Raw genomic sequence first — 12,143 nt, forward strand, 5'->3', positions numbered from 1 at the left:
CACGTTAATTCTACTTTCATCTTTTGCTATAGTGGTGGATTAAAATAATGCTTACGACAAACAGGAAAATAACTTTCATTTCCACCTATTTGAATTTGTTCACCTGCATAGACGGGCTTGCCATCGATTAAGCGCATATTCATAATGGCTTTTCTATGACAGTACCAACAAATCGTTTTCATCTCTTCAATCTTATCTGCATATAAAAGCAGATACTCTGATCCTTCAAATAATTCATTTTTAAAATCATTTTTTAAGCCAAATGCCATTACGGGAATATCTAAGTCATCAACGATTTTAGCTAATTGTAGAATATGTGTTTTATTTAAGAATTGTGATTCGTCTATTAAAACACAAGCAGGAGTAAAATCAAGTTTTTTGACCGTTTCAAAGATATCTGTTTCATTAAAAATAGATATCCCTTCACGACGCAACCCAATTCGACTTGAAATAATACCTACTTCATCTCGGTCATCTAATCCACTTGTCATTATCACGACAGGTTTGTTTTGTTCTTCATAGTTATAGGCAACTTTTAAAATCTCAATAGTTTTACCACTATTCATTGCACCATATTTAAAAAAAAGCTGAGCCATAGTTTATATCCTCTTTTCTTTCATAGGGAATCTCTTTAAATTATACGGTAATTTCAATGATATTGCATTAAGTTTGTAAAAGAAAAAAAGAAATAAGCTGATTTCCATTCTAATTTTCCTTGTTTTTATTTTTTATTTCTCATTTTAGTCTGTGATTTTAGCCAAAAAAAGTTTTTTCTTATATAATAAAAGAAGTTAAGAAAAATGAATAGCATATCAAAAAAATTATGCTAGAATACTTAATAGTATAAACAAATTATTTTATTTATTATTGGAGGAAGCTCACTTGAGTATACGCAACAATTTTGCCATCATGGCAGGAAAAACAACCAGATGGGGATTGCACACTTTTCTTAAAGGTGGGAGCAGTTATCCTGGAATGTTGAGCCAGAAATTGGATCCTACTGTCTTAGAGGCTTTATCTAAAGACTATGAGGTTGTTATCGTAACCGGCACAAACGGAAAGACGTTGACAACTGCTTTGACTTTTCAAGTTTTAAAACAAAAATACCCAGATATTATTACAAACTCAACTGGCGCTAATATGCTGCAAGGTATCATTTCAACTTTTTTAGAACACCATTCTTATAAAGATAGCTCAAAGAAAAAAGTTGCTATCTTAGAAGTAGACGAGGCTAGCTTGGTCCACGTTACAAAATACATTAAGCCAAAAGCCATTGTTTTTACAAATGTTTTTCGTGACCAGATGGATCGTTATGGTGAAATTTATACTACTTATCAATTGATGGTAGATGGCGCCGCTTTGGCACCTGATGCGTTGATTGTTAGCAACGGGGATGCTCCTATCTTCAATTCAAAAGAAACCATTAATGAGCGCGTTTATTTTGGATTTGATCACTTACCTGATGGCGAAACACAAGCCCATTACAATACTGATGGTGTTCTTTGCCCTCATTGCCATGCTATTTTGAACTATAATTTTATTTCATATAGTAATTTAGGGAAATATTACTGCACAAACTGCGATTTTAAACGTCCTGAATTAACGTATCGTATGACAGATATTCTTAAGATGGACCACCAATCTTCTCGCTTTATCATTGATGACGAAACCTTTGAGATAACCATTGGAGGTCAATACAATATTTATAATGCACTGGCTGCTTATAGTATTGGTCGAATTTTTGACGTTTCAGCGGATGATATTCGTGCTGGTTTCCAATCTGCTAAACGTGTTTTTGGACGTCAAGAAGTGATTCAAATTGGAGATAAAGAAATTACTGTGAATCTGGTTAAAAACCCAGTGGGACTTAATCAAGTGTTAGATATGATTGGCCGAGATCCTGAACCCTTTTCTTTAGTTTCTATTTTAAATGCCAATGCAGCCGATGGGACAGATATTAGTTGGATTTGGGATGCAGACTACGAGAGTATCTCGGAGATGACTATCAAACAAGTGACTGTTAGTGGTGAGCGAGTCAACGACATTAAAACTCGTTTAGAAGTTGCGGGTGTTTTGCCTGAAAACTTACAAGTTGTTCCTGCTATCACTGATTTAATTGAAAGTTTTAAAGCAGCCCCGACTAAAAAAATTCATGTTCTAGCTACTTATACAGCTATTTTACAATTGCGTAAGGAACTAGCTAACCAGAATTATATTGAGGGAGGCATGTAGTGTGATTGAGTTAACCGTCTGCCATCTTTATGGCAACTTATTAAATACGTACGGCGATAATGGGAATTTATTGATGCTCAAACACCGTGCCAAACAGCGAGGCATTCAGTTCAATATTGAAATTATTAGCCTGAATCAACCTTTTGACCCTTCTAAATACGATTTAACCTTTTTTGGAGGCGGACAAGATTTTGAACAGCGAATTGTCTCGAAGGACTTACAAACAAAAAAAGAGGCTATCTCAACTTATATTGAAAATGATGGAGTCATGGTAGGTATCTGTGGTGGATTCCAATTATTAGGACATTATTATGTTGATGCAGCAGGAAATAAAATTGCTGGAGCTGGTGCACTTGACTATTACACATTAAATCAAGATCACAATCGCTTTATTGGAGACATTGTCATCAAAAATGAAGAATTTAACGAAACGTACACTGGTTTCGAAAATCATAATGGACGCACTTTTTTAGGTGATCAGGTCAAACCTTTAGGTATTGTTGAAAAAGGTCAAGGAAATAATGGAGAAGATAAAACTGAAGGTGCACATTACAAGCAAACATTTTGTTCTTACCTTCATGGACCACTTTTAGTACAAAACGTGGCACTAACTGATCGTATTATTAAACAAGCTATGACAAAACGATTCCCAAAACAAGCTGAAGACTTATTTGCTTAAATAAAAAAGGCTAGGATAAAAACCTGAAATAGAGAATTTCCCACTAAAATAAGAATGATAAAAAGGCTTGAAATCAATGTAAAAATTGATTTCAAGCCTTTTAGGTTTTAATTTCTGTCCCACCCTTTTTTTAGTGTTAAATTTTTGTCCCAGGCGTTGAAGCTATAATTTGTAGTGATCCATCAATTGACCAGTTGGCAATATCCGTTGTCAGCACAACGTTACTGCCCTTAGTTAATTGGAAATTACCTGACTCAACACTAAGAGTTCCTTCTCCTTCTAACACGCTAACTAATGTGTAAGGAGCTGTTGCCTTAAAGTCTGCTTTCCCTTTAATTTCCCATTGAAAAACGTTGAAGAAGTCTGTTTTTGCATAGGTAGTGATTTCTATATTTTCTAGCGTTTCAACCTGTTTCTCTTTTGTTGCATCGACATGAGGAACGGTTGTTACATCAATGGATTGTTGAATGTGCAGTTCTCTAAGATTTCCTGTATCATCTTTACGATCGTAGTCGTATAAACGATACGTTGTGTCACTAGATTGTTGCGTTTCTAAAATCATAATCCCTGCTCCAATAGCATGAATCGTTCCACTTGGTACAAAGAAAAAGTCTCCCTTTTTCACTTTGATTCGTTGCAACAAGTCATCCCATCTGCCTTCATGAATCATCGTTTCTAGCTCTTCTTTTGTTTCAGCATGATGGCCATATACAATTTCTGCACCCTCTTTTGCATCCATAATATACCAACATTCTGTTTTTCCTAATTCGCCTTCATGTGCTAAGCCATAGGTATCGTCTGGGTGAACCTGTACAGATAAATCATCGTTTGCGTCTAGTACTTTTGTTAACAATGGAAAAACTTTTCCTTTAGCGCCACCAAAAAGTTCACGGTGCTTTTCCCATAATTGGTCTAGAGTCATGCCTTTGTATTGTCCATTTTTTATAGTACTTGGACCATTTGGATGTGCACTGATTGCCCAGTATTCTCCTACTTTATCACTTGGTAAATCATAGCCGAATACATCATGCAATGTTGTTCCGCCCCAAATTCTTTCTTTTAATACAGATTCTAAAAATAAAGGTTCATTCATCATTAAATTCCTCCTATAAGAATACTTCTTATTTATTTTACCATAGTTAAAAGTGATTTATGTTACTTTAATCATAAAAGCTAGCTTACTCTACTTCCATTTCTGAAAAATACGTATTTATTAGGTGATTTCTTTTTTCTAAATAAATGGCGGTATCACTTGTTGGATGCACTCTATTGGATAAAAAAATAAAGGCTTCTTTTTGATGACTATTCAACAGAATAAAGGTCCCCGTAAAACCAGTATGAAAGAGAGTATTCCCATCTTTTCTCGTAAGCAAATCCCAGCCTAATGAGCGATTTAAGGTTTTATTTGGTGTCTGATCTTTCAATAATGCTAAAATAGTTTCTTCATTTAAAATTTGAATTCCATCTAGGCTTCCTTTTTGGAGCATCATCTGGCTAAAACGAGTTACATCATGCAATGTAGAAAATAAACCAGCACTGCCACAGTGATCACCAAGTACTTGTGCTTTAGGATCATGAACTATCCCTCTAAGCATTCCTTGTTGAGGATGATTTTGGGTAGGTGCGCATTGAAAAGAATCAATTGGATGATACGTTGAATCTGCTAAATGCATTGGGCCAAGAATTCGCTTTTCAAAAACTCTAACCAATGTCTCTTTTTCAATGGATTCTATAATATAACCCAATAGAATCATGTTAATGTCCGCATAAACGACCTCTTCTCCTATTGTATTATCCGGTGTTATAGAGAATAGAGCTGCTTTCAATTCAGTAGCAGATAGCTTATTTCGATTAGGAATAAATCCGTTTAATGCAGAAGTATGCGTTAGTAAATGACGAATTGTAACCTTTTTTGATTTAAAAAGTGGCAAATAAGTATGAACAGAATCTTCTAGTCGCAATGTATTGGATTCTATTAATTGTAAGACAACTGGTGTTGTGACCATCACTTTTGTTAGCGACGCAACGTCGTATTGCTGATTTTCTTGTATCGGTTCTTTTTCTGGATAAACGGCTGCTAATCCTTCACGATAATAACTCTGTTGGCCATTTTTAATAAAGGCATAACTAGCGCCAGGTATAATGGCTTCTTCAATTAATTTTTGACTAGCCTTTCTTGTTTTTGGGTACATCGCCATCTTCCTTTCTACTAGCCATCCGATTATTTAACTCACTACAAAAAAGCTTATGGGTACCTTTTTCCATAAGCTTCATTTTATTTGCTAGTTTTTTTAACGGTACTCTTTTTCTAATAACGATGCTGCAGCTTCATCCATGATGAACGTTACATTTGGGTGGTTTTGTAAAATAGATGCTGGACACTCTTCGTTGATTGGTCCTTCTAAAGTATCTTTAACAGCTTGTGCTTTTCTAATTCCTGATGAAGCTACTAAAATGTGTTTCGCTTCCATAATATCTGCTAAACCCATTGTCAACATTTGAGTTGGTGTTTCTTCAGGAGATAAGTTTTGATAAGACATCGTACTTTGAATCGTTGAATCATCACTATCTGCTAAAAACAAACGTGAATCAAAAGACGTTCCTGGTTCATTCGCTGCTAAATGTCCGTTAACGCCCAATCCAACAATTTGTAAATCTCGTGGGTAGTTCTTTAACACCTCATTGTAGCGGTCAATCTCAGCTTGTGGATCAGTTGTACTGCCGTCCATTAATCCTATATAACTAGGCTTTTTTTTAATTAAATCATAAAATTTTTCATGCATATACGTATAGACCGTAAATGATTGATCTCGTTTTGCAATATACTCATCTAAATTAGTAAAGACAGTTTGATCAATAACTACTTTATCTTGATTAATCGCTTCCACAAGCAATTCAAACATCCCGTCATAACTAGCGCCAGTCGTCGTATTAATGGAAGCTTTTTGGTTATTTTTGATTGTTTCTTCTATTATCTGATAAGCTACTTTAGATAGTTCTGCATAATCTTTTGTTAAAATAATATTCATTTAATTATCTCCTTTTATTGACCATTTTTTTTATTTCGCTCATAAACTACTTATGGTCTCTTAATTTGATGATAGCATAGAACTCTTCTGACTAGCCAATGAAATCATTACCCTTTTCAACTATAAGAATCTAATACTAAACTATAACGATTTATGAAATCAAAAGTAATCAAATAAAACTGGCGTACCCGCTGGAATCCTTCTTGAAAGATTTTTTATTAATCGATCGTCTCCTTGAATGCGATCAAAAAAAGCTGCTTCTTCTATTGTCCGATAATTCATAAAAATTTGTGTCCAGTATTGGATGGTTCCAGAAAGAAGAGAGTCTTTTGGCACATCTTTTTTTTCTGTTATACGAGTCACTTTTCTGGTTGTCAAAAATAATTCTACCTTCCAGATACCAGCATTCCAATGCGCTTGCTCATCTTTAACTTCTAAATAAAAGGTTTCGTTAGCTTGCTCTTTGAAAGGATAGGCTAGTAGAAACTCTTCAAACGTCACAATTCGTGCCATCATATAAGGCACTAGTTCTTGTTTGATTCTAGGATTATCAAATAAGTACGCAATCTTTTCGTGTGCACCTGCTTTATAAAAAAAAGTGTGAAAACTAGCTTTATGTGAAGAAATAAAATTCCAACTTTCTTTAAAAGCAGATTGTGTCAGGTAAACCATTTCTTGTAAAACAAATGTGCCGGCTTTTTGGCCTTTAAAAGAATACATCAAATAACCTTGAGCTAGCCCATCTTCATCATAATAAACAGCAATAAAAGAGTCTTCTCTAGATAACATTAAAAATTCCCAATCCCATTCACTACGCTTTAATGGTCCGACGCTTGTTGCGTATCGTTTTTCATACATTTCTTTAAGAGTTGGTTTTGCCTCTTCCCATTCCATTCGACGAATCGTTCCATTTGTTTTTTTCATTTTAGGTAACTCACTTACGTCAATCGTGTAGTGCAATTCATCGAAGCACTGTTCATAACCATATCTACGGTAAAAAGGATAAGAAAAAGGCGCCAAGTAAGATAACGTTTGGCCTTGTTCATGCATTTTTTCTAAAGCATGTGTCATTAACTTTGCGATATCCCCTCCTCCTCTATTTTCAGGATAGCTCGCTACTGAACCAATTCCACCCATTTTGAAGGTTTGACCGTGCAAATAAACTTCCATTGGACGAACAATTAGTTGACTCAATAAGGTCTCTTCCTTAAACGCACCATAGCAATCTGAAATCACACAAAGTTCATTGAACTTTTTTTCACGACTTGCTGTTTTTTCTTTATTGAATGCATAATTTGCTAAGTCAAACATTTCTTCATATTGATCAAACTGCACCGTTTTATATGTAGTCATTTATTGGCCTCTTTTTCTTGTTTTTTCTTTTAGTTTACCATACTCCCTAATGTCCGGGAATCTTTATTCTGGATTCTTTTCTATTGTTTTATCCTTTCTGACAAAACAAAAAACCCCCACATACAAAGACTAACCTTTATGTGGGGAGGTTCTAAAGTTCTCCTGTTTTTAAACAGCTGGTTTTTCAGCAAACTGACTGTTGTATAAATCAGCGTAAAAACCATCTTTTGCCATTAATTCATCGTGTGTACCTGTTTCCATTACGTCTCCTTCGTTCATAACAATAATTTTATCTGCATCACGAATAGTCGACAATCTGTGGGCAACGACAAAACTTGTTCTGCCTTTTAATAGTTTACGCATCGCTTTTTGAATCAAGATTTCAGTTCTCGTATCAACACTAGAGGTCGCTTCGTCTAAAATTAAGACTTCTGGATCAACTAAAAAGGCTCTAGCTATCGTTATCAATTGACGTTGACCAAGAGAAATATTGCTGCCTTCTTCATTTAAGATAGTAGCGTATCCTTCAGGTAAGGTATGGACAAAATCATCTACGTGGGCTGCTTTATTCGCAGCTGCAACTCGTTCTTCATCTTGGCCATATTTTTCGCTACCGTATTTAATATTATCTAAAATTGTTCCATTAAATAACCAGGTATCTTGCAATACCATACTAAAATGCGAACGCAATTCTTCACGGGTCATATCTCTTGTATCTACGCCATCTAATTTGATACTTCCACCCTTTACATCATAAAAACGTTCTAAGAGGTTAATTAAAGTTGATTTACCTGCGCCTGTTGGACCAACAATTGCAATCATCTGGCCTTCTTTAACATTTAAGTTAAAGTCATTCATCAATAATTCATCATCGCCATAACCAAACTGAACATGATCAAAAGAAACCTTGTAAGGAGAGTTTGAAATAGGAACGATAGTAGATTTTTCATCTGTCATTTCTTCTTCATCCAATACTTCAAAAACCCGTTCTGCTGAAGCGATTGTCGCTTGAATGGTATTTACTAGGTTTGCCATCTGGCTCATTGGTTGACTAAATTGATTGGTATATTGTAAGAACGCTTGAACATTTCCTAAGGTCATCGTCCCATTCGCTACGTTAATTCCTCCAACAACAGCAACCAACACATAGCCGATATTCTTAACAAAGTTCATCAATGGCATAACGAAACCAGAAAAGAATTGAGCTTTCCAAGAAGATTGATACAATTCTTCATTTTGTTTTTCAAACAAGTCGATTTCTGCATCTTCACGATTATAAATTTTAACAATCACATGACCAGCATACGTTTCTTCAACTTGGTCATTTAGTAAGCCTAATTTTTTTTGTTGTGCACCAAATAGTTTTTGCGATCTTGGTGCAATTAAGCTAATGACCAATACGCTTAATGGAACAGTCACAAAAGCAATAAGAGTCATTTGTAAGCTAATACTTAGCATCATATACAATACCGCGAAAAATAAAACAAAACTATTCACGAATTGATTGAGTGTTTGCTGCAATGTGTTTGCAATATTATCCATATCATTGACGGCACGTGACATAATATCTCCGTTAGAGTGCGTATCGTAATAACTCATTGGAACTCTATTCATTTTATCTTTTAATTCTTTGCGTAAATCATATACTGTTCTTTGAGCTACGCGAGTCATCGTAAATTGTTGAAAATATTGAAATACTGCCGATAAGACGTACAAGAGAGCAACAGTATATAAGACGTTTTTGATAATATCAAAATCGATTGGCAATTTTTCGACAACTTGGCCGGCTTCTTTCATTTTCATACCAACCATGACACCTTTAAATATTTCAGTTGTCGCTTCACCTAAAATTTTTGGTGTTCTCGTTTGTAGCACTGTACCTACAATGGCTAAGACGAATACTAAGCCGATTGCAAGCATGCGACTAGACATATAGCCGAGCAATCTTTTTAACGTCCCCCAGAAGTTTTTCGCTTTACGTACTTGACCCTTTGGTCCCGAATTTCTCATTACAGTTCCTCCTCTCTCATTTGTGAGTTCATGATTTCTTGATACGTTTCATTGGTTGCTTTCAATTCTTCGTGGGTCCCTTTTCCAACTACTTTGCCGGCTTCCATTACTAAAATTGTGTCAGCATTCATTACCGTACTAATTCTCTGTGCGATAATAACGACAACCGAATCTTTTGCTTCTTCAATCAATGCTTCTCTCAAAGTTGCATCTGTTTTAAAATCTAAAGCCGAAAAAGAATCATCAAAAATAAGTATATCGCCTTTAGAAACTAGCGCACGAGCAATGCTTAAACGTTGTTTTTGGCCACCAGAGAAATTGCTCCCCCCTTGTTCAACATGACTATCTAATCCACTTGATAGTTCTGAAACAAATTCTTTCGCTTGCGCTACTTCTAATGCCTGCCAGATTTCTTCATCTGTTGCATCAGGCTTTCCATATTGTATATTTGAGCGAATTGTTCCAGTAAATAAAAGAGCTTTTTGAGGAGCATACCCCATCATACTACGCAAGTCTTTTTGAGTCGTATCGCGTATGTCTACACCATTGATTTTAATGCTACCAGATTCAACGTCATAAAAACGTGCAATTAAGTTCGCTAGCGTAGATTTACCTGAACCAGTTCCTCCAATAACAGCTATCATTTCACCTTTAGTCCCTTTGAAATCAATCTTTTCAAGAGCTAACTGTTCAGCTCCAGTATAACGAAAATCAACCTGTTCAAAGGCTATTGTGCCTTTGTCTGCCCTATTTACTTTAATTGGTTTTTCTGGATCTTTAACCATACTTTCTGTTGCTAATACTTTATTAATACGAGCAGCAGATACTTGTGCTCTAGGAATGAAAACGAAAATCATCGCAAGCATCATAAAGCTCATTAATATTTGAAAAGCGTAAGTCATAAAGGTAATCAGGTTACCAACTTCCATCAGACCATCACCAATATACTGACCACCAAACCAAATAATTGAAATATTTGTTGCACTAATAATTAACGTCATCACTGGCAATAAGAAACTCATAATTGTATTGGCTTTAATCGATGTATTCGCAAAATCTTTATTGGCTTCATCGAAGCGTTCCGTTTCTGAATCGTTGCGGTTGAATGCTCGAATAACACGAATACCTGTCAAACCTTCACGAAAGACTAAGTTTAATCGGTCTGTTTTACTTTGCATTTTCTTGAAATAAGGAACGGCAAAATACATAATTGTTGCCATAAAAATAGCTAAAATTGGCAAAACAAATAAAAAGATACTCGCTAGCTTGGGCTCTCTAGTATAAGCCATGATTCCTGCTCCAACTAGCATAATTGGCGCTTGTATCATCATTCTTAATGCCATCATAACAACCATTTGAATTTGAACAACGTCATTGGTTGTTCTCGTAATAAGGGAAGACGTGCCAATCTCATCAATTGCATCATTAGAAAAGTACGAAACTTTTTTAAAGACACTGCTTCGAATGCTCTTGCCTAATAACTGTGATTGTTGCGATGCTAAATAAACATTCCCTGTTGCTGCAACAACACCCAATAATGAAAATCCAAGCATTTTGATTCCTACTGAGACGATGTAATCAATGTCTCCCATTGCTATTCCGTTGTCTATAATATCTGCAGTTAGATTGGGCAAGTAAAGATCACTGACTACTTGGATAATCATAAATGCGATTGCTCCCATTACTGCTAAGCCATTCATCCGTTTAGCTAATTTAATCATAATTTCATTTCCTCCTAATTGGATGGGTCTTTTCTGACACCATGTTCAATCCATTTCATTTTTTTGTTAAATCTTGAAATAATTTCTTCTTCTGAACTTTTTTTATTGAATCCTTCACCTATTGTTCCAAATAAAGTAGACATCATAAATTTAATGAGAATTGGAAAATCTGCTACATCTACTAAATCTAATTTTTCTACATTAATGTATTTTTTTAATGTATCTTTTGATTTCTTATTTGACTCGCAGTGTCTAACAGTATCTGGGGCTACTTCTGTTCCTGTTCGATAATCCATGTGTAAGAATAAATGCTTAAAAAAAGCAATTTTTTCTTTATGCATGATTAACGTAAGGACCTGTGGGAAAAAAATTCTCAACCCCTCAAATAAATCTCCATCCGCTTCTTTAAAGCTTTCTACCAACATGGCATGAGTATCTCTCTTAAGTAAACCCAAATAATAGTAATACAAGTCTTCTTTATTTTCAAAATACTGATAAAAGCTACCACGTGAAATTTCAGCTGTCTTTATAATATTGTTAATAGAAGCTTCATTTAAAGAAACACGCGAAAATTCTTCTGAAGCAGCAACAATTAACCTACTTTGCTTTTCTTTTGATAAATTAAAAAATGTTTTAGTCGGCACTCTTTTCAGTCCTTTCCGTTTTAAAAGTGACAAGTCGTCACTATGACGCCTTGTCATTATAAGGCATCAAAAATAGAATATCAAGTATCTTTGCTCGCATCTTTAAATGAATTCGTTTTCTGAAAAAAGTGTCAATCTGTTGCAACTTTTTATTGCTGCTAACAAGCTTTTTAGATATCTGATTTTTTTAAAAGAAGGCCGTAACAGATGCTTCTAGTGAACCTTTAAAAAACGCATCCTGCTCATATGATTGAAAACACTGCCTTATACGATATAGCTGTTTCTGAAATGGATCAGGACTTGCTTAACGCTTAAAAATCACTTGGAAAAGAGAGCCTTTTAGGCGACTTATCTGGTGAGGCATAAGAGAGAGCAGTCTTATTTAATGGATATATGAAAAAATTACTCATAAAGTTGTTATAGCTCGCCCTATTAGGAATGCAATGGCATCCTTCTTCTGGTTTGGAAGTTTGAA

At 35.1% G+C, this 12,143-nt stretch carries 10 protein-coding genes; 2 read left to right on the plus strand and 8 right to left on the minus strand.

The window, feature by feature from the left end; genetic code table 11:
- Nucleotides 1-26: 26 nt before the first annotated feature.
- Entirely contained in the window at nt 27-596 is a 570-nt protein-coding gene (locus ACMHYH_RS07345) for a thymidine kinase (RefSeq protein ID WP_414838762.1), read from the minus strand.
- A gap of 286 nt (nt 597-882) precedes the next feature.
- On the opposite strand from ACMHYH_RS07345, the gene ACMHYH_RS07350 reads away from it, so the two are divergent.
- The gene (locus ACMHYH_RS07350) at nt 883-2,232 is read left to right on the plus strand and encodes a MurT ligase domain-containing protein (RefSeq protein WP_414838763.1); all 1,350 of its coding nucleotides are present in this window, start codon (nt 883-885) and stop codon (nt 2,230-2,232) included.
- A gap of 1 nt (nt 2,233) precedes the next feature.
- Nucleotides 2,234-2,911: a type 1 glutamine amidotransferase gene (locus tag ACMHYH_RS07355; RefSeq protein WP_414838764.1), complete on the plus strand. Its 678-nt coding sequence runs from the start codon at nt 2,234-2,236 to the stop codon at nt 2,909-2,911.
- 136 nt (nt 2,912-3,047) lie between these two features.
- Here ACMHYH_RS07355 and manA read toward each other — a convergent pair whose 3' ends face one another.
- From manA to ACMHYH_RS07390, 7 genes are all read right to left on the minus strand, one after another.
- Nucleotides 3,048-4,004, minus strand: coding sequence for a mannose-6-phosphate isomerase, class I (gene manA, locus ACMHYH_RS07360; protein WP_414838765.1), 957 nt, complete (start codon nt 4,002-4,004; stop codon nt 3,048-3,050).
- Nucleotides 4,005-4,089: 85 nt separating this feature from the next.
- Nucleotides 4,090-5,103: a serine hydrolase domain-containing protein gene (locus tag ACMHYH_RS07365; protein WP_414838766.1), complete on the minus strand. Its 1,014-nt coding sequence runs from the start codon at nt 5,101-5,103 to the stop codon at nt 4,090-4,092.
- 99 nt (nt 5,104-5,202) lie between these two features.
- On the minus strand, nt 5,203-5,940 hold the full coding sequence (locus ACMHYH_RS07370) for a glucosamine-6-phosphate deaminase (RefSeq protein WP_414838767.1): 738 nt from the start codon (nt 5,938-5,940) through the stop codon (nt 5,203-5,205).
- A 159-nt stretch (nt 5,941-6,099) separates the two neighbouring features.
- Complete coding sequence (eis, locus tag ACMHYH_RS07375; protein WP_414838768.1) at nt 6,100-7,293, minus strand: enhanced intracellular survival protein Eis; 1,194 nt, start codon at nt 7,291-7,293, stop codon at nt 6,100-6,102.
- Nucleotides 7,294-7,461: 168 nt separating this feature from the next.
- Nucleotides 7,462-9,303 carry an ABC transporter ATP-binding protein gene (locus ACMHYH_RS07380; protein WP_414838769.1) on the minus strand — a complete coding sequence of 614 codons (1,842 nt, stop codon included), beginning with the start codon at nt 9,301-9,303 and terminating at the stop codon, nt 7,462-7,464.
- Nucleotides 9,303-11,024 carry an ABC transporter ATP-binding protein gene (locus tag ACMHYH_RS07385; protein WP_414838770.1) on the minus strand — a complete coding sequence of 574 codons (1,722 nt, stop codon included), beginning with the start codon at nt 11,022-11,024 and terminating at the stop codon, nt 9,303-9,305. Before ACMHYH_RS07385 ends, ACMHYH_RS07380 begins: the two co-directional genes overlap by 1 nt.
- A 14-nt stretch (nt 11,025-11,038) precedes the next feature.
- Complete coding sequence (locus tag ACMHYH_RS07390; RefSeq protein ID WP_414838771.1) at nt 11,039-11,668, minus strand: TetR/AcrR family transcriptional regulator; 630 nt, start codon at nt 11,666-11,668, stop codon at nt 11,039-11,041.
- Nucleotides 11,669-12,143 lie beyond the last annotated feature (475 nt).

Source organism: Carnobacterium sp. TMP28, from assembly GCF_047553015.1.
Classification (GTDB): Bacteria; Bacillota; Bacilli; order Lactobacillales; family Carnobacteriaceae; genus Carnobacterium_A.

What these genes read in the sequence shown, in the direction of transcription:
- ACMHYH_RS07345 (WP_414838762.1), bottom strand. Translation starts at nt 596, where the DNA reads ATGGCTCAGCTTTTTTTTAAATATGGTGCAATGAATAGTGGTAAAACT.
- manA (WP_414838765.1), bottom strand. Translation starts at nt 4,004, where the DNA reads ATGAATGAACCTTTATTTTTAGAATCTGTATTAAAAGAAAGAATTTGG.
- ACMHYH_RS07365 (WP_414838766.1), bottom strand. Translation starts at nt 5,103, where the DNA reads ATGTACCCAAAAACAAGAAAGGCTAGTCAAAAATTAATTGAAGAAGCC.
- ACMHYH_RS07370 (WP_414838767.1), bottom strand. Translation starts at nt 5,940, where the DNA reads ATGAATATTATTTTAACAAAAGATTATGCAGAACTATCTAAAGTAGCT.
- eis (WP_414838768.1), bottom strand. Translation starts at nt 7,293, where the DNA reads ATGACTACATATAAAACGGTGCAGTTTGATCAATATGAAGAAATGTTT.
- ACMHYH_RS07380 (WP_414838769.1), bottom strand. Translation starts at nt 9,303, where the DNA reads ATGAGAAATTCGGGACCAAAGGGTCAAGTACGTAAAGCGAAAAACTTC.
- ACMHYH_RS07385 (WP_414838770.1), bottom strand. Translation starts at nt 11,024, where the DNA reads ATGATTAAATTAGCTAAACGGATGAATGGCTTAGCAGTAATGGGAGCA.